The 19,484-nt window shown below is 67.3% G+C and carries 13 protein-coding genes; 6 read left to right on the top strand and 7 right to left on the bottom strand.

Features of this window, described 5'->3' with window-relative positions; all coding sequences use genetic code 11:
- Window positions 1–258: 258 nt before the first annotated feature.
- From purB to lpdA, 6 genes are all read left to right on the top strand, one after another.
- A complete protein-coding gene (gene purB / locus LRM18_RS01815) occupies window positions 259–1,626 on the top strand; it encodes an adenylosuccinate lyase (protein WP_074724862.1) in 1,368 nt (455 codons plus the stop codon).
- Between the two features lie 748 nt (window positions 1,627–2,374).
- Window positions 2,375–3,790: a cupin domain-containing protein gene (locus LRM18_RS01810; protein ID WP_270949955.1), complete on the top strand. Its 1,416-nt coding sequence runs from the start codon at window positions 2,375–2,377 to the stop codon at window positions 3,788–3,790.
- Between the two features lie 9 nt (window positions 3,791–3,799).
- Window positions 3,800–4,696, top strand: coding sequence for a GNAT family N-acetyltransferase (locus LRM18_RS01805; RefSeq protein ID WP_049467628.1), 897 nt, complete (start codon window positions 3,800–3,802; stop codon window positions 4,694–4,696).
- 186 nt (window positions 4,697–4,882) lie between these two features.
- Complete coding sequence (locus LRM18_RS01800; RefSeq protein ID WP_270949952.1) at window positions 4,883–7,714, top strand: 2-oxoglutarate dehydrogenase E1 component; 2,832 nt, start codon at window positions 4,883–4,885, stop codon at window positions 7,712–7,714.
- 40 nt (window positions 7,715–7,754) lie between these two features.
- Window positions 7,755–8,963, top strand: coding sequence for a dihydrolipoyllysine-residue succinyltransferase (sucB, locus tag LRM18_RS01795; protein ID WP_053506474.1), 1,209 nt, complete (start codon window positions 7,755–7,757; stop codon window positions 8,961–8,963).
- Between the two features lie 63 nt (window positions 8,964–9,026).
- Window positions 9,027–10,463, top strand: coding sequence for a dihydrolipoyl dehydrogenase (lpdA, locus tag LRM18_RS01790; RefSeq protein WP_049467622.1), 1,437 nt, complete (start codon window positions 9,027–9,029; stop codon window positions 10,461–10,463).
- Window positions 10,464–10,572: 109 nt separating this feature from the next.
- Here the strand turns inward: lpdA and LRM18_RS01785 are convergent, their stop codons facing one another.
- The 7 genes from LRM18_RS01785 to asnB form a co-directional block, all read right to left on the bottom strand.
- The gene (locus LRM18_RS01785) at window positions 10,573–10,830 is read right to left on the bottom strand and encodes a hypothetical protein (RefSeq protein ID WP_082591249.1); all 258 of its coding nucleotides are present in this window, start codon (window positions 10,828–10,830) and stop codon (window positions 10,573–10,575) included.
- Window positions 10,827–11,039 (bottom strand): hypothetical protein, encoded by a 213-nt coding sequence (locus LRM18_RS01780; protein WP_014647705.1) that lies wholly within the window; start codon window positions 11,037–11,039, stop codon window positions 10,827–10,829. The genes LRM18_RS01785 and LRM18_RS01780 overlap by 4 nt, the downstream gene beginning before the upstream one ends.
- Before the next feature lie 168 nt (window positions 11,040–11,207).
- Window positions 11,208–12,797, bottom strand: coding sequence for an alkaline phosphatase D family protein (locus LRM18_RS01775; RefSeq protein WP_270949944.1), 1,590 nt, complete (start codon window positions 12,795–12,797; stop codon window positions 11,208–11,210).
- Window positions 12,797–15,040 (bottom strand): TonB-dependent receptor, encoded by a 2,244-nt coding sequence (locus LRM18_RS01770; protein WP_154330903.1) that lies wholly within the window; start codon window positions 15,038–15,040, stop codon window positions 12,797–12,799. The genes LRM18_RS01775 and LRM18_RS01770 overlap by 1 nt, the downstream gene beginning before the upstream one ends.
- A gap of 173 nt (window positions 15,041–15,213) precedes the next feature.
- The gene (locus tag LRM18_RS01765) at window positions 15,214–16,644 is read right to left on the bottom strand and encodes a replicative DNA helicase (RefSeq protein WP_014647708.1); all 1,431 of its coding nucleotides are present in this window, start codon (window positions 16,642–16,644) and stop codon (window positions 15,214–15,216) included.
- Between the two features lie 268 nt (window positions 16,645–16,912).
- Window positions 16,913–17,473: an NAD(P)H-dependent oxidoreductase gene (locus LRM18_RS01760; protein ID WP_049467617.1), complete on the bottom strand. Its 561-nt coding sequence runs from the start codon at window positions 17,471–17,473 to the stop codon at window positions 16,913–16,915.
- 66 nt (window positions 17,474–17,539) lie between these two features.
- Window positions 17,540–19,483, bottom strand: coding sequence for an asparagine synthase (glutamine-hydrolyzing) (asnB, locus tag LRM18_RS01755; RefSeq protein ID WP_270949916.1), 1,944 nt, complete (start codon window positions 19,481–19,483; stop codon window positions 17,540–17,542).
- Window position 19,484 lies beyond the last annotated feature (1 nt).

Below are 19,484 nucleotides of genomic sequence, written 5' to 3'. Positions count from 1 at the left end.
GAAGCGGCGGCTGGCAGGGTGTCGCTTCCCGGGCTGGCGGCTGCGCCAACAATACTCCGTTGCCCGTAGCGTGGGATGACGAGGACGGGCCAGAACGTTCCGTCTGCACGGCCGTTCTGCGTGCGCAAGGGTACTGCCGGCCGCTGGCCGGCAATCCATGCAGGGCGTGGCCGGGCGTGGTCGCCGGCCAGCGGCGGGCACTACCTCACCGGCACGTCGTAGAATATCGGCCCCGCCGCTCGCCCCAGCCCTGCCGACATGTCCGATTCCGCCCTGCTCGCCCTGTCCCCGCTCGATGGCCGCTATGCCGGCAAGGTCGACGCCCTGCGCCCGATCTTCTCCGAGTACGGCCTGATCAAGGCCCGCATCACGGTCGAAGTGGAGTGGCTGCTGGCCCTGGCCGCCGAGCCGGGCATCGTCGAGCTGGCCCCGTTCTCCGACGCTGCCATCGCCCGCCTGCGCGCGCTGGCCGCCCGCTTCAGCCCGGCCCAGGCCGCGCGCGTGAAGGAGATCGAGCGCACCACCAACCATGACGTCAAGGCGGTGGAGTACTTCATCAAGGAACAGCTGAAGGATGACGCCGAGCTGGCGCCGGCGCTGGAATTCGTGCATTTCGCCTGCACCAGCGAAGACATCAACAACCTCAGCTACGGCCTGATGCTGGAACAAGCCCGCCGCGAGGTGCTGCTGCCGACCCTGGACGGCATCGCCAGCACCCTGCGTACCCTGGCCCATGCCCAGGCCGGCCAGCCGATGCTGTCGCGCACCCACGGCCAGACCGCCTCGCCGACCACCCTGGGCAAGGAACTGGCCAACGTGGTCGCCCGCCTGGAGCGCCAGCGCCGGCAGATCGCTGCGGTCGAGCTGACCGGCAAGATCAACGGCGCGGTCGGCAACTACAACGCCCACGTGGCCAGCTACCCGGACGTGGACTGGCCGGCCTTCGCCGAGCGCTTCGTGACCGGCCTGGGCCTGGTGTTCAACCCGTACACCACGCAGATCGAACCGCACGACAACGTCGCCGAGATCGGCGATGCCGCACGCCGTGCCAACATCATCCTGATCGACCTGGCGCGTGACATCTGGGGCTACATCTCGCTGGGCTACTTCAAGCAGCGCCTGAAGGAAGGCGAAGTCGGTTCGTCGACGATGCCGCACAAGGTCAACCCGATCGATTTCGAGAATGCCGAAGGCAACTTCGGCATCGCCAACGCGCTGTTCGAGCACTTCAGCGCGAAGCTGCCGATCAGCCGCTGGCAGCGTGACCTGACCGATTCCACCGTGCTGCGTGCACTGGGCACCGCGTTCGGCCACAGCCAGGTGGCGCTGGATTCGCTGGCCAAGGGCCTGGGCAAGCTGGAAGTGAACCCGCAACGCCTGGACGCCGATCTGGACGCAGCCTGGGAAGTGCTGGCCGAGGCCGTGCAGACGGTGATGCGCCGCCACGGCCTGCCGAACCCGTATGAGCAGCTGAAGGCGCTGACCCGCGGCCAGGGCATCACGGCCGAGTCGATGCGTGCGTTCGTGCAGGGGCTGGAGCTGCCGGCGGATGCGAAGCAGCGCCTGCTGGAGATGACCCCCGGCAGCTACACCGGTCTGGCCGAGGCGCTGGCGAAGAAGATCTAAGGGGTTCCTTTGCGGCGGCGGCCGCGGGCGCTGCCTGCGGCAGGCAACGGCAACGGCAACGGCAATAGCAACGTCAAGAGCGGCTCTGGATTGCTGCTAGCTGGGCGGGCCGGGAGGGGCCAGCGGGACACGCCGTAACCCCCCCTCCGGGGTCCGGCCCAGCCGCTGGCGGCTGTGCGTTCGGGCGCTTGCGAAGCAGTGCTTCGCAAGCAAAGCGCCCTCACCCCTGGGGGCTCGATGGCGCCATCCATGGCGCCAACGGTCCCGCTGGCCCCTCCCGCCCCACCTCTGACAGATTTCCGGTGACGGATCGAAGAGCGTGGGGTTGTCGGGGCGGAATTTGAAAGAGGGACGCGGCTTCGCCGCGTCCCTCTTTTGCTTTGGCATGAGCAAGCGCAGCGCGCGACCCGCTGTTGCCTTTGATCTTCTTCTTCCATTCCGTGGCGGGCCACGCAGGAAACTGCCAGGGGCCGGGCGGGTGGGCTGCGCGGGGGTGTCCGCCGCATGGATGCGGCGGCCAAGCTTACAGGGACGTACTTGCAGCGTCCCCCGCGCAGCCCACCCGCCCGGCCAAACCCGGCTTTTGCTTTCAGCGACCAACCCAGACCCCGCCACGAGGGGCTCCGCCGTTGGCCGGACACCCCGCGACAAACCACCGCACGTGCGCAATCCCGACGAACGGCGGACAATGGAACCCTTGGCGGCCCGCCACGCCGCCCCTCCCGCTTTCCGCTGCAAGGAATCCCCCATGGCCGCCCGCAAGTCCTCCGCCCCCCTGATCGAAGTCACCGCCCGCCCCGGCCAGCCGCTGGGCATGGCGCCGGCCACCTTCCTGCGCGACTTCTGGCAGAAGCGCCCGCTGCTGATCCGCAAGGCCTTCCCCGATTTCCAGACCCCTGTGCAGCCGGAAGACCTGGCCGGGCTGGCCTGCGAGGAAGGCGTGCTGGCGCGCCTGATCGAGCATGACAAGACCCAGGACGGCTGGCGCGTGCGCACCGGCCCGTTCCAGGAAGACGTGTTCCCGGCCCTGCCCGACCACGACTGGACCCTGCTGGTGCAGGACGTGGACAAGTGGGACCCCGACGTACGCGCCCTGATCGAGCATTTCAGCTTCCTGCCGCGCTGGCGCATGGATGACGTGATGATCAGCTTCGCCGCCACCGGCGGTTCGGTCGGCGCCCATGTCGACCAGTACGACGTGTTCCTGCTGCAGGCCCACGGCCATCGCCGCTGGCAGATCGATGCCAGCGAATCGATCAAGGGCAGGCAGCCGCCGCTGGGCTTCCGCCCGGACGTGGAGCTGAAGCTGCTGAAGGTGTTCAAGCCCACCCACGACTGGGTGCTGGCGCCGGGCGACATGCTGTACCTGCCGCCGAACGTGCCGCACCACGGCGTCGCCGAAGACCCCTGCCTGACCTTCTCGTTCGGCATGCGTGCACCGTCGTCGGCCGAGCTGATCAGCGACTACCTGGACACCCTGATCGCCGATGCCGACGAAAACATCCGCTACCAGGATGCCGACCTGAAGGTACCGGCCGACCCGAACGAAATCGACACGGTGGCGATGGCACGGGTGATCACCGCCCTCAACGCCATCCGCATGAACGACCCGGACAAGCTGGGCGACTGGTTCGGCCGATTCATCACCACCTACCGCGCCGCTGGCGAAGTGATGGCCCACCAGGCCGCGCCAGCACCGGAAGAAGTGGTCCAGGCGCTGGCCTCGGGCCTGCTGCTGCAGCGTCACCCGTGGGCACGCCTGGCCTGGCGCCGGGCCAAGCGCGGTGCCAGCCTGTACGTCAGCGGCCAGGACTTCGCGCTGCCGGTGAAGGACGCCCAGCGCCTGGCCGGCGCCGAACAGCTCGATGCCGCCGCCTATCGCGGCCTGTCCGACAAGGGCCGTGCCGTGCTCCAGCAGCTGCTGGTCGGCGGCGTGTTCCAACTGATCGATCCCAGCGAAATGCATGGCGCCGAAGACGAGGACGACGGCGAGGATGCCGTGGTGCTCGGCGAGGTCGTCGAAGGCGGTGACCGCGTGGATGCGATCGACGCCGACGCGGTGTCCGACGATGTCCACACCGTGACCGTGCACGACGACGGCATCGAAGTCATCGTCAACTTCGAGGATGACGAGGAAGACGACAGCGACACGGGCCGTGCCTGAGCCCTCGCCATGATCCGGATCCAGCAGGTCAGCCACGCCGATGCCCACGCCGCCATCCACGACGTGCGCCAGCGCGTGTTCGTGCAGGAACAGGGCATCGCAGCGGCGCTGGAACGCGATGCGCTGGACCCGGTCAGCGCCCATGTGCTGGCGCTGGACGCTGATGGCCAGCCGGTGGGCACCGGCCGGTTGGCCCCGGATGGCCGCATTGGCCGCATGGCGGTGTTGGCCAGTCATCGCAGCCAGGGGGTCGGCCAGGCCCTGCTGGAGGCCCTGGTTGAAGCCGGGCGCCGGCTCGGCCTGGCTGAGCTGCACCTGCACGCCCAGCTGCCGGCCCGCGATTTCTATGCCCGCCAGGGCTTCCTGCCGGAAGGCGAGGTGTTCGAAGAGGCCGGCATCGGCCACCAGCAGATGCGCCGCCGGCTGGGCGCGGCCAGCGCGATCGACAGCCGCGCCGAAGCAGTGGCCATCACCACCGCCATCGTCCACCGCGCCCGCCGCCAGCTGTGGCTGCACAGCCGCCAGCTGGACCCGGGGCTGCTCGACGCGCCGCCGGTGCAGGCCGCCCTGCGCCGCTTCGTCACCGCCCGTCACGACAAGCAGCTGCGGGTGATCGTGCATGACGCCGCCGCGATCGCCTCTGCGGGCGCACCACTGCTCGCGCTGGCCCAGCGCCTGCCCAGCGTGATCCAGTTCCGCGAGGTCAGCGATCCGGTCGACCGCGCCCTGGCCTCGGCCTGCCTGCTCAACGATGCGGGCGACTTCTACTTTCGTCTGATCGGCCATCGCCTCGACGGCGAGGCCGGCATCGCGCTGCCGGCACGTTCGCAGCCGTTCGAGCAGCAATTGCAGCGTGTCTGGGACCGTTCGCGCGATTGCAGCGAACTGCGCGCGCTCGGCATCTGAGCCGGCGCCGCTGACCCAACCTGTCTGGAACCGGCACCGGCGGACGTGGGATGCCCGCGGTGGTGCCCCTTCGTGTCCCGTTGGGGGTACAATTTGGCTGTTTGAACGCGCCCGCGCAGGGCTATTCATCTTCCTGCCGGGTCCTTCTGAAGCCATACCCCACAAAGCGAATCAACACCCTCCATCGTGGACAATCAACTGAAGCAGTTTGCGCAATCTTCGCAACTCGCCGGCGGCAACGCCTCCTATGTCGAGGACCTGTACGAGCAGTACCTGGTCTCCCCGGATAGTGTCGATCCCAAATGGAAAACCTACTTTGACGGCTTCAAGGGCCGCGAAGCAGGTGACATTCCGCACTCGGCCGTCATCTCCCACATCGCGGACGCGGCCAAGGATGCGCTGAAAGCTGGCACCGGCACCGGTGCGGGCGACGAGCGCGAGCGCAATGTCGGTCGTCTGATCACCGCCTACCGCTCGCGCGGCCACCTGGACGCCCGCCTTGATCCGCTGGGCCTGGCCGCGCCGGTCAACACGCCCGACCTGGGCCTGGCGTTCCACAGCCTGTCCGATGCCGACCTCAACAGCGAGTTCAGCACCGGCGGCGTCGGCGGCCAGCCGCGCATGAAGCTGCGCGACCTGCTGGCACGTCTGAAGGCGACCTACACCGGCTCGATCGGTGCGGAGTTCATGCACATCTCCGAGGTCGAGCAGCGCCAGTGGATCTACAAGAAGCTGGAAGCCGCCGGTGGCAACTACCAGCTGGACGCTGACACCCAGCGCCGCACCCTGGAGCGCCTGACTGCGGCCGAAGGCCTGGAGCGCTACCTGCACACCAAGTACGTCGGCCAGAAGCGCTTCTCGCTGGAAGGCGGCGATTCGCTGATCCCGATGATGGACACCATCATCCGCAACGCCGGCAAGGATGGCGTCAAGGATGTTGTGATCGGCATGGCCCACCGTGGCCGCCTGAACGTGCTGGTCAACACCCTGGGCAAGAACCCGCGCAAGCTGTTCGACGAGTTCGAAGGCAAGTTCGAGCACGACGAGCACGCCTCGGCCGGCGACGTGAAGTACCACATGGGCTTCTCCGCCGACGTCGCCACCGATGGCGGCCCGGTGCACCTGGCGCTGGCGTTCAACCCGTCGCACCTGGAAATCGCCGACCCGGTCGTGGCCGGCTCCGTGCGTTCGCGCCAGGAGCGCCGCAAGGACACCGCGCGCAAGCAGGTGATGCCGATCCTGATCCACGGCGACGCGGCCTTCTCCGGCCAGGGCGTGGTCATGGAACTGTTCCAGATGTCGCAGGCCCGCGGCTTCGCCGTCGGCGGCACCGTGCACATCGTGGTCAACAACCAGGTCGGCTTCACCACCTCCAACCCGCTGGATACGCGTTCCACGCGTTATGCCACCGACGTGGCGAAGATGATTGCCGCCCCGGTGCTGCACGTGAACGGCGATGACCCGGAAGCGGTGGTGTTCGCCGCACAGCTGGCCTTCGAGTTCCGCCAGACGTTCGCCAAGGACGTGGTCATCGACCTGATGTGCTACCGCCGCTGGGGCCACAACGAGGCCGACGAACCGGCGATCACCCAGCCGCTGATGTACCAGGTGATCCGCAAGCACCCGACCACCCGCGAGATGTACGCCGAGCAGCTGGAAAAGGCGGGCGTGATCGCCGCCGGCGCCGGCAAGGCGATGGTCGATGCCTACCGCGAGAAGCTGGACGCCGGTGAAGTGACCACCGAGCTGGCCAAGGTCGAGAAGACCCCGCCGAGCAGCCCGCTGTTCGTCGATTGGCCGAAGCTGCTGGAAGGCAAGCTGTCCGACCCGGTCTCGACCAAGGTCGAGAAGAACAAGCTGGTCGAGCTGGCCAAGCTGATCAACACCATTCCCGATGAAGTGCAGCTGCACTCGCGCGTGGCCAAGGTCTATGACGACCGCCGCAAGATGGCCGCCGGCGAGATCCCGGGCGACTGGGGCTTTGCCGAGAACCTGGCCTACGCCACCCTGCTCGACGAAGGCCATGCGCTGCGCCTGGTCGGCCAGGACGTCGGCCGCGGTACCTTCACGCACCGCCACGCGATCCTGCACGACCAGAAGACCGACAACTACTACATGCCGCTGCGGCAGCTGGTGGATTCGCCGGAGAAGGCCACCGTCATCGATTCGCTGCTGAGCGAAGAAGCGGTGATGGCCTACGAGTACGGCTTCTCCACCACCGATCCGAACACGCTGTGCATCTGGGAAGGCCAGTTCGGCGACTTCGCCAACGGTGCCCAGGTGGTGATCGACCAGTTCATCGCCGCCGGTGAAGCCAAGTGGGGCCGCATTTCCGGCCTGACCCTGCTGCTGCCGCATGGCTATGAAGGGCAAGGCCCGGAACACAGCTCGGCGCGCCTGGAGCGCTTCCTGCAGCTGTGCGCGCTGGAGAACATGCTGGTGGTGGTGCCGTCGACCCCGGCCCAGGCCTTCCACATGCTGCGTCGCCAGCTGCACATGACCACCCGCAAGCCGCTGGTGGTGATGTCGCCGAAGTCGCTGCTGCGCCACAAGCTGGCCGTGTCGACCCTGGACGAGCTGGCCAACGGCGAGTTCCAGCACCTGATCGGCGACGCCAACGCAGACGCCAAGAAGGTCAAGCGCGTGGTGCTGTGCTCGGGCAAGGTCTATTACGACCTGCTGGAGGACCAGATCAAGCGCGGCCAGGACGACGTGGCGATCATCCGCGTGGAGCAGCTGTATCCGTTCCCGCGTGCGCTGCTGGCGGCCGAACTGAAGAAGTACGGCAAGGCCACCGACGTGGTGTGGGCGCAGGAAGAACCGCAGAACCAGGGCGCGTGGTACCAGATCCGCCACCACCTGCAGTTCTGCCTGGCCGATGGCCAGAACCTGCACTACGCCGGTCGCGCACGTTCGGCCTCGCCGGCTGCCGGTCACATGGCTGACCACGTCCGCGAGCAGCAGCAGCTGATCGCCGACGCACTGGTCAACCCGTTCAACGACCAGGTCGCTGAATAACTCTCCCCCCTATTTAGAAGACAAACCAGGAAGCTCCCGCATGGCCACCGAAGTCAAAGCCCCGGTACTGCCCGAATCCGTCGCCGACGGCACCATCGCCACCTGGCACAAGAAGGTGGGCGACGCCGTCAAGCGCGACGAAAACCTGCTTGACCTGGAAACCGACAAGGTCGTCCTGGAAGTGCCGTCGCCGGTCGACGGCGTGCTGAAGGAAATCAAGTTCGCCGAAGGCTCGACCGTGACCTCCAGCCAGGTCGTGGCGATCATCGAGGAAGGCGCCGTTGCGGCTGCTCCGGCCCCGGCCGCCGAGGCCGCTCCGGCCGCTGCTCCGGCCGCCGCTGCTCCGGCTCCGGCTCCGGCCGCTGCTGCTGCGCCGGCCCCGGCCGCCAAGTCGGCCGCCGATGCGCTGCCGCCGGGCGCCCGCTTCACCGCCATCACTGAAGGCGTGAACCCGGCCGATGTCGACGGCACCGGCCGTCGCGGCGCGGTCACCAAGGAAGACATCGTCAACTTCGCCCGCAACGGCGGCGCCGGCAAGGCCGGTGGCGCACGCCCGGAAGAGCGCGTGCCGATGACCCGCATCCGCAAGCGCATTGCCGAGCGCCTGATGGAGTCGAAGAATTCGACCGCCATGCTGACCACCTTCAACGAAGTCGACCTGTCCAAGGTGTCGGCGGCGCGCAAGGAACTGCAGGACGAGTTCGTCAAGGCCCACGGCATCAAGCTGGGCTTCATGAGCTTCTTCGTGAAGGCCGCCGCCAACGCGCTGCAGCGCTTCCCGCTGGTCAACGCCTCGATCGACGGCGACGACATCATCTATCACGGCTACTCGGACATCTCGATCGCCGTCTCGACCGAGAAGGGCCTGGTCACGCCGGTGCTGCGCAACGTCGAGCGCATGTCGTTCGCCGACATCGAGAAGACCATCGCCGACTACGCCAAGAAGGCCCGTGACGGCAAGCTGGGCCTGGAAGAACTGCAGGGCGGCACCTTCACCGTGACCAACGGCGGCACCTTCGGTTCGCTGCTGTCGACCCCGATCATCAACCCGCCGCAGAGCGCCATCCTGGGCATGCACGCCATCAAGGAGCGTCCGATCGCCCAGAACGGCCAGGTCGTGATCGCGCCGATGATGTACTTGGCGCTGTCCTACGACCACCGCATCATCGACGGCAAGGACTCGGTGCAGTTCCTGGTGGACATCAAGAACCAGCTGGAAAACCCGGGCCGCATGCTGTTCGGCCTGTAAGAAACCTCCCGCCCCTCCGCGCCTGCGCGGAGGGGTTCTGGTAATGCATCAAGGAATAATTCAATGGCTGAACAATTCGACGTCGTCGTCATCGGTGCTGGCCCGGCCGGTTACCACGCTGCCATCCGCGCGGCCCAGCTGGGCCTGAAGACCGCCTGCATCGACGCAGCGCTGGGCAAGGACGGCAAGCCGGCCCTCGGCGGCACCTGCCTGCGCGTGGGCTGCATCCCGTCCAAGGCGCTGCTGGATTCCTCGCGCCAGTACTGGAACATGGGCCACATCTTTGGCGACCACGGCATCAGCTTCAAGGATGCCAAGATCGACGTCGAGGCGATGGTTGGCCGCAAGGACAAGATCGTCAAGCAGTTCACCGGCGGCATCGCCATGCTGTTCAAGGCCAACAAGGTCGCCACCTACTACGGCTTCGGCCAGCTGCAGCCGGGCAACGTGGTCAAGGTGAAGCAGCACGACGGTTCGGAAGTCGAGCTGAAGGGCACCAACGTCATCATCGCCGCCGGCTCGGATTCGATCGAGCTGCCGTTCGCCAAGTTCGACGGCGAGACCATCGTCGACAACGTCGGCGGCCTGGACTTCACCGAAGTGCCGAACCGCCTGGCGGTGATCGGCGCCGGCGTGATCGGCCTGGAACTGGGCAGCGTGTGGAAGCGCCTGGGCGCTGAAGTCACCATCCTGGAAGCCATGCCGGAGTTCCTGGCGGCTGCCGATGCCGAAGTGGCCAAGGCGGCTGCCAAGGAATTCAAGAAGCAGGGCCTGGACATCAAGCTCAATGCCAAGGTCTCCAAGACCGAGATCACCGGCAAGGGCAAGAAGAAGGAAGTCATCGTCACCTACACCGACGCGGAAGGCGAAAAGACCCTGACCGTGGACAAGCTGCTGGTGGCCGTGGGCCGTCGCGCGGCGACCAAGGGCCTGCTGGCCGAAGGCACCGGCGTCAAGGTCAACGAGCGCGGCCAGATCGAAGTCGATGCGCACTGCCACACCGGCGTCAACGGCGTGTGGGCGGTCGGCGACTGCGTGCGCGGCCCGATGCTGGCACACAAGGGCTTCGAGGAAGGCATCGCGGTGGCCGAGCTGATCGCCGGCCTGCCGGGCCACGTCAACTTCGACACCATTCCGTGGGTCATCTACACCGAGCCGGAACTGGCCTGGGTCGGCAAGACCGAAGCCCAGCTGAAGGCCGAAGGCATTCCGTACAAGGCCGGCAGCTTCCCGTTCGCCGCCAACGGCCGTGCCGTGGCGATGATCGAACCGGCAGGCTTCGTGAAGATCCTGGCCCATGCCGAAACCGACCGCATCCTGGGCATGCACCTGGTCGGCGCCAACGTTTCCGAGCTGGTGCACGAAGGCGTGCTGACCATGGAGTTCAGCGGTTCGGCCGATGACCTGGCCCGCATCTGCCACGCCCACCCGTCGCTGTCGGAAGTGGTCCACGACGCGGCGATGGCGGTCAGCAAGCGCGCCATCCACAAGGCGAACTGATCGTCCGGTAGTGCCGGCCGCTGGCCGGCATCACCCGGATATGAAAAACCCCGCCTCGGCGGGGTTTTTTGTTGCCCGTTTCCCTGTAGCGCCGAGCACGGGCTCGGCGCTACACCTTTCCAGCAGGCTTCTTCGGTGGATCCTCACAGACCCTGTGCTGCACCACCGTATCGCCGGCCTTCCATTGCTTGACCACCCGGCAGCGCGCCTCGGCTTTCGGCGCAGGGGCCGCCGCGGCATTGGCTTCGTCAGCCGCAGCGCTCTGCTCGCGCTCCAGCCACGCCGACGGGGGTGCCGGGGGTGCCGGGGGCGCGGCCAGCACCGGGCCTGGCAACAGGACCAGACCGGCCAGCAGCGCCCTCCTCATGCGGGAACCGCCCGGCCACCGAGCAGGCGCGCCGGCAGCATGAACAGCGCGCGCAGGAAGGCGAACAGCGCCGAGAAGGTGATGCCGACCAGGCGGAACGGCAGGCTCAGCAGCCACACGAACGGCCAGGCGATCAGGGCCAGGATCGCCAGCGGCCAGCACAGCACGAACAGCAGGCACCACACACCGAGCGCGAACAGGGTCTTCATCACGGTCTCCTTGGGGCGGCACCCTGCCGCCTGCACACACCTTGGCGCCCTGCCTGCGCCGCCGGCAAACGGTTTGCGACGAAACCGGGCTGGCGGCGATGAAACCGGTGGTGGGGAAACCGGAGATTGATCAGGTTGCCGGCCAGCGGCCGGCACTACCGAGCCGAGTCACGCCGGCACGGCCCCCGGACGGCCGTGGGCCACCTGGAAGCGCGCCGCGGTGCGCACCGCGGCATCCGGGCGCAGCACGCTGTCGGCGAAGCGCAGTTCGGCGTCCAGCGTCTGCCGGTTCAACTGCAGCCTCCACCAGCCGCGGCGGTCGCCGTCGAAGTAGCGGATGTGCGGGTTCTGCACTATCGACGGACCGTAGTACGGCCCATACGGCGTATCGTCACCGCCGCTGCTGATCGCCGGGGCGATGAATTCGGTGGCGACGACCGGCGCACCGGGGGCATCGAAATCCAGCTTGAGGTCGTTGACGAAGGTGGAGTGCCAGTCGCCGCCAAGCACGATGGCATTGCACTGCCCGCCCGCCTGCATCGCCTGCAGCAGACGCCTGCGTGCGGCTGGATAGCCATCCCAGGCGTCGTTCCAGAAGCGCTCGCGCGGCGTGCCGCCGCCCAGCCGAAGCTGCGCCATCAGCAGCTGCTGCACCACCACGTTCCAGCGCGCGCCCTGTGCGGCGGCCATCGACTGCGTGAACCACGCTTCCTGGCCGATGCCGAGCATGCTCATGCGTGGATCGAGCGCCGCCTCGCAGCGTGGTGACTCGCCCACACCACAGGGATTGGCCGGGCGGAACTGACGGCAGTCCAGCAACGTCAGCTGTGCCAGGTCGCCATAGCGCAGGCGCCGATGCACGCGCAGGCCGCCGTTGCCCGCAGGCGTGCTGCGCATCGGCAGGTGTTCGTAGAACGCACGGTAGGCTGCCGCGCGGCGCACGATGAAATCCTCCGTCGAGACGCCGGGCTTCTCCGGATGGATACCAGAGTAATCGTTCTGCACTTCGTGGTCGTCCCAGATCACCGCGAAGGCATGCGCGGCATGGGCCGCCTGAAGATCCGGATCGAGCTTGTACAGCGCGTACTGGTCACGGTAGCGCTGCAGGCTGATGGTTTCACCGCTGAAGCGCGCCGCATCCAGTGTTTCGCCGCGCGCATTCTGCAGCGGGCTGTACTCGTACAGGTAATCGCCCGCATGCAGCACCAGGTCGACATCGCTCTGCGCGATATCCCGCAGTACCGGGTAATAGCCGCTGTTCCAGGCCTGGCAGGTGCACAACGCCAGCCGCAGCTGCTGCAGCTGGGTTTCCAGCAGCGGTGCGGTACGGAAGTGGCCAACCGGACTTTCCTCATCACCGTCGCAGGCGAAGCGGTAGTAGTAGTCGCGGCCCGGACGCAGGCCGTTGACCTCCACATGCACCGAATGCGCGAGCTCGGGCACCGCCGCCGCAACACCACGCTGCACCAACCGGCGCATCCGGGCGTCTTCGGCCACGAACCAGCGCACCGGCACCGCCCGCGACGGCATGCCACCGCCGTTGAGCGGGTCCGGCGCCAGCCGCGTCCACAGCACTGCACCCTGTGGATCCGGATCGCCAGCGGCGACGCCGAGGGTGAACGGATCACGCCCCAGCCGCGGCCGTGGGCCCGCCGTGGCCAGCCCCGGCATCGCCGCCAGCGCGATCGCCGCCCCCGTTCCCTGCCACGCCATGCGCAGCAGGCGACGACGGCTTTCCGGATCCACCGGCCCGCGCATCAGAAGCGCACGGTGGCGGTGGCCATCACCTGCCGCGGCGCGCCGACCTGCATGGTCGCCAGGCTGCGGGTCGGGTCGGCGGCGTAGGTGCCGTTGGTGTTGATCGAAGACAGGTAGCGCTTGTCGGTCAGGTTGGTCAGGTTCAGCGCCACGGTCAGGTTCTGCGCCGGGCCGAGCGCGCCGAAGTCATAGGCCACCGAAGCATTGACCAGCCAGTAGCTCGGCACCGACACATCGTTGGTGTAGGTCACGTAGCGCTTGCCGACGTGGTTGGCCGACAGGCGCATGTCCCACGGGCCCGGGGTCCAGGCCAGGGTGCTGGCGAACATCCATTCGGGAGTGTCGACGGTCTTCTTGCCGCGGGTCGGCACCACGCCGTTGTTCACATAGTCGTTGTCGTAGGTGCTGTCATTCCAGGACAGCGCGTTGGACCAGGCCAGGTCCTGCATCGGCTTCAGCTGCAGGGTCGCCTCGGCGCCGCGGCTGGTCACCGAACCAACGTTGGAGAACAGCGCCGGGCAGCCGAGGATGCCCACGCACTGGGCGATCGCCAGCAGGCGGTTGTCGAACTTGACGTCGTACACCGCAACCGAGGCTTCATAGCCCTGGCCGTAGCCGCGCCAGCCCAGCTCGAGGGTGCGCGACTGTTCCGGCTTCAGGTTCTGCGCGCTGGCATCGAACGCGGCCTGTGGCACGTTGAACGGGCTGCCCACGCCCAGCGCATAGGCAGCGACGTTCTTTGCGAACGAACCGAAGATCTCGTTGCCTTCGTTGAGCTTGAAGTTGAAGCCGGCCTGCGGCAGGAAGCCCTTCTTCGAGGTCAGGCTGCTGTTGTTGGCATAGTTGCCCAGTGGCGTGCGCACGCGGGTGCGGGTGTGCGGCGATTTCGCGCCGATGTCGATGGTCAGGCGGTCGTCGAACAGGCGGAAGCGGTCCTGCACGTAGAACTGGCGGGTAATGGTGGTGTAGCGCTGGTGCCACACGCGCTGGTCCGGGTTGCGCAGGAAGAAGTCGTCGGTGACCGGGCCGTCGATGTAGTAGAAGTTGCGCTGAACGCTGTGACCGTTGTCCTCGTACCACAGGCCGGCTTCCAGTTCGTGGCCACCGACGTTCCAGGTGAACGCCGAGGTCACGCCGGTACGGTCGATCGCATACTCGGTGGTGCGGATCGAGATCGGGATCTCGCGGAGGGTACCCGGGTTGGACGGATTGGACGGGCTGAACCAGTGGCCCTGGCCACGGTTGCTGTGGTTGTAGACGTTGACCTTCAGCCGCATCGCCTCGTTCAGGCCGAAATCGCCGGCAATGCTGGACAGGTCATCGTTGCGCAGGCCGTGGCCGGAGTAGTACGCATCCCACGGACTGTTGACGCCACCGCTGAATGTCCCGCGTGCCGCGGCGACGGCGCGATCCCAGTCCGGCGCGTAGTTGTCCCAGTCCCAGCCGAGGCGATCGATCATTTCCAGCGACAGGTCCTGGTAATCGGCCTCGACGCGGCGCGAGGCGTTGAACAACGCGGTGATCCTGCTGTCCGTTCCGAAGTTGTAGGTGGCCTTGCCGTTGAACTGCTTCAGCTCCTGCGAGCCCTTGCCCTTCCACTTGTCACCTTCCGAATACACGCCGGACAGGTAGGCGGCAAAGCCCTGGTGCTCGCCGGTCTCCAGGCGCGCATAGCTGCGCCGCGCGCTGTCGCTGCCGAAGCCCTGGGCCAGCACCACGCCGTACTCGGTGGACGGATCGATCGAATAGAACTGGAACACGCCACCGAGGTTGCTGGTGGACGGCGTGCCAAGCGCACCGATGCCGGTGGACACTTCGGCCCCGCCCAGGTTCTCGCTGATCACGGCACGGCTGATGTGCAGGCCGTTGCTGTTGCCATAGGCCATGTTGCCCAGCGGGATGCCATCGAGCGTGTAGCCCAGGCGGTTCTGGTTGAAGCCACGCAGGCTGATGGTGGTGGACCATTCGTAGGCGCCGGTGGCATCGGCCGACTCGAAGTGCACACCGGGCTTGCTGGCCAGCAGCTTCAGCGGGTTGGCACCGGGCGGCAGGATCTTCATGTCCTCGGCGGTCACACGCTGCACCTGGCGGGCTTCGCCGCGGCCGATCACCGAGATTGAATCGAGGGTGGTGGCCGACGCTGCGTCGGCAGCAGGAGCATTTTCAGCGGCAGCCAGCGACGGCAGCCAGGCACAGACCAGCAGGGCCAGCAGATTGCGGCGAAGCGGAGCGTGGGACGGCATGGGGGCGGATTCCTTGGGCACGCTGGACGCCGAAGGGCGGCGTCGAAGGGCAGCAGCGGCGGAATCGTAGAAGCGTCGCGTTACATGTCATTTACACGCCACAGACGGGCGCTCGGCGTTTCGAATGGTCTGCCGGCCGGCGGGTGGTTGCCGGCCAGCGCCCGGCACGACCGTTACTCGAACGAACCGACCGAATCGTGGGCCAGGTTGTCAAAGCGGGTGTATTCGCCGAAGAACTTCAGCTTGCACGAACCGGTCGGGCCACCACGGTGCTTGCCGATGATGATCTCGGCCAGGCCCTTGTCCGGCGAGTTTTCCTTGTTGTAGTAGTCGTCGCGGTAGATGAACACGATCATGTCCGCGTCCTGCTCGATTGCGCCCGACTCGCGAAGGTCGGCCATCACCGGGCGCTTGTCGGTACGCGTTTCCAGCGAGCGGTTGAGCTGTGACAGCGCGATCACCGGTACGTTCAGTTCCTTGGCCAGGCCCTTCAACGAACGCGAGATTTCCGAGATCTCGGTGGCGCGGTTTTCGCTGTTGCCCGGCACGCTCATCAGCTGCAGGTAGTCGATCACGATCAGGCCGAGATCATGCTCGCGCTTCAGGCGGCGGCACTTGGAGCGCAGCACTTCCGGCGACACGCCCGGCGTATCGTCGATGAAGATCTTGGTTTCCTTCAGCATCTTGATCGCGCTGGTGACGCGGCTCCAGTCCTCGTCTTCCAGCTGGCCGGTACGCAGGCGCTGCGCGTTGATGCGGCCGTTGGAGGAAATCAGGCGCATCGCCAGCTGCGATGCCGACATTTCCATCGAGAACACCGCCACGCCCTTCTTCGACTTGATCGCCGCGTACTCGGCGATGTTCAGTGCGAAAGTGGTCTTGCCCATGGCCGGGCGTGCCGCGAGGATGATCAGGTCGGTCGGCTGCAGGCCGGCGGTCATCGCATCGAAATCGGTGTAGCCGGTCGGCAGGCCGGTGATGTTGCCGCCGTTCTCGAAGCGGTTGCGCAGTTCCTCGAACGCATCCTTCAGCGCACCGGGCATGGCCACGAAATCGGTACGGCCACGCGCGCCCTGTTCGGCAATGGCAAACACGCTCTTTTCCGCCGAGGCCAGCAGCTCGCTGCTGTCGCGGCCTTCGGGCTGGAAGCCATCGTTGACGATATCGGTGCCGACCTGGATCAGCTGCCGCAGCACCGCCTTGTCACGCACGATCTCGGCATAGGCCACGATGTTGGCGGCCGACGGCGTGGTACTGGCCAGCTCGATCAGGTAGGCACCATCACCCACCAGTTCCATCTTGCCCTGCGACTCGAACCACTCGCCCAGCGTCACCGCATCGAACGGACGCTCGCGCTCGGACAGCTCGCGGATCGCGCGATAGATCATCTGGTGGTCGCGGCGGTAGAAATCGCCCTCGGTCAGCTGGTCATTGACCCGGTCGTAGGCCTCGGGCGCCAGCATCAGGCCGCCCAGCACCGCCTGCTCGGCTTCCACCGAATGGGGCGGTACCCGCAACTGGTCGATGCGCGACTCGTCGCGATCGCGATCGAAGCCATCACCGCGCTCTCTGCGGTTGGAACGGAAGCCGGGACGAGCGGACATGCTGCGGTGTTTCCTGCAAAAGTGGGCCAGACGAGTGTAGGCATGCGCCGACCCCGGCGACCATGGACAAGCCTGTGGATAAGCCGTGGAGAAACGGGGGATATCCGCCGGCGCCTGGCCAGACTGGCGTGGGGGCGTCGCACTGCCTGCGACGGGCGCCCTTGCGGCACCCGAGCGGGACATTATCGCAGATCAACGTCCCGGGGTCGGAGCCCGTCGCTGCGCGTCAGGATCCGACCCCCAGGCGCGGCCGGGTCGTCCGCAGGCGTCAATCGCCCTTGGCGTGCACTGCGATCAGCGCCAGGAAGCGGTCAACATAGCCCTGCAGGAACTTCTGCGTGCCTTCGTTGTGGATCGTGCCGTCGGCATCGATCAGGCCGTCCTTGAAGTGGATGAAGGCCTCGGGCTGGCCAAGCACGTGCATGTCCAGGAAGGCCAGGCTGTTGCGCAGGTGCTGCTGGGCCACGGCGGTGCCGATCTGGCCGATGGATGCACCGATCACCGCCGCCGGCTTGCCGGCAAACGCGCTGTCGCCATAGGGGCGCGATCCGATATCGATGGCGTTCTTGAGCACGCCGGGCACCGACCGGTTGTACTCGGGCGTCACGAACAGCACCGCGTCGGCAGCACGCACCTGGTCCTTGAGCCGGGTGCCCTGCGGCGGATAATCGGCGTCGAAATCCTGGTCGTACAACGGCAGATCGCCGATCTGCACGTACTGGAAGCGCGCGCGGTCACCGGCGAGCTTTTCCAGCGCATGGGCCAGCTTGCGGTTGCAGGAGTCCTTGCGCAGGCTGCCGACGAACACTGCGATGGTGGGGGTGGACATCGGGACATTCTCCTCACGGTGCGGAACGCCCAGCCTAGCCCCCGGGCACGTGCGGGCCGGTGAAGATCAGCGCCTCGCAATGCCTGCGCGCACGTCGCGCCAATGCGCCTGCCAGGCCTGGAACATCAGCACGTTCCACAGATGGGTATGCCACTTGCGCTGCCCCGCCAGGAACTGCTGCCACAGTGGCTGCACCGCCGACGCCGACAACACGCCCTCGCGCTCCAGCCGCGACGGCTGCAGCAGGTCCTCGGCCCACGGGCGCAGGTCGCCCTTCAGCCAGTCGCTGACCGGTGCGCCGAAGCCACGCTTGGGGCGGTGCACCATCGAATGCGGCACATAGCGCCCCAGCACGCGCTTGAGCAGCACCTTGCTGGTCGTCTCGCTGCGCTTGAAGCCCAGTGGCAGCGACCAGGCGAACTCGGCCACGCGCCAGTCCAGCAGTGGCGCGCGCGCCTCCAGGCTGACCGCCATCGAGGTACGGTCGACCTTGCACAACAGGTCGTCCGGCAGGTAGGTCACGAAATCGGCCAGCATCATTGCATCGGCCGGCGTACCCGCGCCGTGCAGCGGATCGGCCAGGTCGTAGAAGCTGCCGGCCGCCTGCGCACCGGGTACCGCCGCCGCCGGGTCGCGCCAGCGCGAAATGCGGTTGCGGTAGACGTCGCCGATGCCACGCGCGCCGGTCTCGGCCAGCAGCGCGGCCAGGCCGCCGGTCCGCGAGGCCTCGCCCTGCTGCTGCGCGCGTGCCCCCATCCAGCGCCGCAGCGGCCCCGGCACGCGGCCGAGCATCTGCCAGTTGCGCAGCGCGCGTACATAGCGGGTGTAGCCGAAGAACAGCTCATCGCCACCGTCGCCGGACAGCGCCACGGTCACCCCCTGCCGCGCCAGCCGGGCGACCAGCGCGGTCGGCACCTGCGAAGCGTCGGCGAAAGGTTCATCGAACATCGATGGCAACTGCGGCACCACCGCCAGCGCGTCGGCGCCGCTGACGTACAGCTCGGTGTGATCGCAGCCCAGGTGCGTGGCCAGTTCGCGGGCAAGCGGTGCCTCATCGTGCCCCGAACCGGTGAAGCCGATGCTGAAGCTGTGCACCGGCTGCCCGCTCTGCGCCTGCATCAGCGCCGCCACCAGCGATGAGTCGGTGCCGCCGGACAGGAACACGCCGACCGGCACGTCGGCCACCATGCGCAGCGCCACCGCGTCGCGCAGCAATGCGTCCAGCTGTTCCTCGGCCTCCTCGATGCGGCCCTGGAACGGTGCGGCCAGCGCGGCCTGCATGCGCGCACGCGCGTCCCAGTACGGGCGCTGCGCCTGCTCCGGGCGATGTGCGGCGGCCCCTGCAGCGACAGCGGCCGCGTCCAGGCGCAGCACGCGGCCCGGCATCAGCTTGTAGCAGCGCTGGTGGATGCTGTGCGGCGCCGGGATGTAGTCCAGCCGCAGCAGCAGGGTCAATGCATCGCGATCGATGTCGTTGTCGAACGCCGGGTGCTGCCACAACGCCTTCAGTTCCGAACCGAACACCAGCGTGTCGCCGGCCCAGCCGTAGTACAGCGGCTTCTTGCCGACGCGGTCGCGCGCCAGCCACAGGCAATGCTGCTGGCGGTCCCACAGCGCGATGGCGAACATGCCGTTGCAGCGCTGCAGCGTGTCTTCCACGCCCCACTGCAGGATCGCCGCCAGCAGCACTTCGGTATCGGAGTGGCCGCGGAAGGTGTGTCCCAGCGGCTCCAGCTGTTCACGCAGGGCGGCGAAGTTGTAGACCTCGCCGTTGTACGCCATCACGTAGCGGCCGTCGGCCGAGGCCATCGGCTGGTGGCCCAGCGGGGACAGGTCGAGGATGCTCAGCCGGCGATGCGCCAGCGCGATGCCGGCCTCGGCATCGACCCAGCTGCCGCCATCATCCGGCCCGCGGTGGTGCAGCGCCTGGCCCATGGCCAGGGCCTGCGCCTGCAGTGCCTCGGCCGACGCCAGCGGCGCCGGCAACAACATTCCCGCCAATCCACACATG

This window comes from Stenotrophomonas sp. PI_27, assembly GCF_027854495.1.
Taxonomy (GTDB): domain Bacteria; phylum Pseudomonadota; class Gammaproteobacteria; order Xanthomonadales; family Xanthomonadaceae; genus Stenotrophomonas; species Stenotrophomonas pavanii.
The sequence above is the reverse complement of the archived record's forward strand: the minus strand, read 5'-3'. Positions and strand labels throughout refer to the sequence as shown.

Bases quoted from the DNA above. Each gene is read 5' to 3' on its own strand.
- LRM18_RS01765 (WP_014647708.1), bottom strand. From the start codon at position 16,644: ATGTCCGCTCGTCCCGGCTTCCGTTCCAACCGCAGAGAGCGCGGTGAT.
- LRM18_RS01760 (WP_049467617.1), bottom strand. From the start codon at position 17,473: ATGTCCACCCCCACCATCGCAGTGTTCGTCGGCAGCCTGCGCAAGGAC.
- LRM18_RS01785 (WP_082591249.1), bottom strand. From the start codon at position 10,830: ATGAGGAGGGCGCTGCTGGCCGGTCTGGTCCTGTTGCCAGGCCCGGTG.
- LRM18_RS01775 (WP_270949944.1), bottom strand. From the start codon at position 12,797: ATGCGCGGGCCGGTGGATCCGGAAAGCCGTCGTCGCCTGCTGCGCATG.
- asnB (WP_270949916.1), bottom strand. From the start codon at position 19,483: ATGTGTGGATTGGCGGGAATGTTGTTGCCGGCGCCGCTGGCGTCGGCC.
- purB (WP_074724862.1), top strand. From the start codon at position 259: ATGTCCGATTCCGCCCTGCTCGCCCTGTCCCCGCTCGATGGCCGCTAT.
- lpdA (WP_049467622.1), top strand. From the start codon at position 9,027: ATGGCTGAACAATTCGACGTCGTCGTCATCGGTGCTGGCCCGGCCGGT.
- LRM18_RS01770 (WP_154330903.1), bottom strand. From the start codon at position 15,040: ATGCCGTCCCACGCTCCGCTTCGCCGCAATCTGCTGGCCCTGCTGGTC.
- sucB (WP_053506474.1), top strand. From the start codon at position 7,755: ATGGCCACCGAAGTCAAAGCCCCGGTACTGCCCGAATCCGTCGCCGAC.
- LRM18_RS01780 (WP_014647705.1), bottom strand. From the start codon at position 11,039: ATGAAGACCCTGTTCGCGCTCGGTGTGTGGTGCCTGCTGTTCGTGCTG.
- LRM18_RS01810 (WP_270949955.1), top strand. From the start codon at position 2,375: ATGGCCGCCCGCAAGTCCTCCGCCCCCCTGATCGAAGTCACCGCCCGC.
- LRM18_RS01805 (WP_049467628.1), top strand. From the start codon at position 3,800: ATGATCCGGATCCAGCAGGTCAGCCACGCCGATGCCCACGCCGCCATC.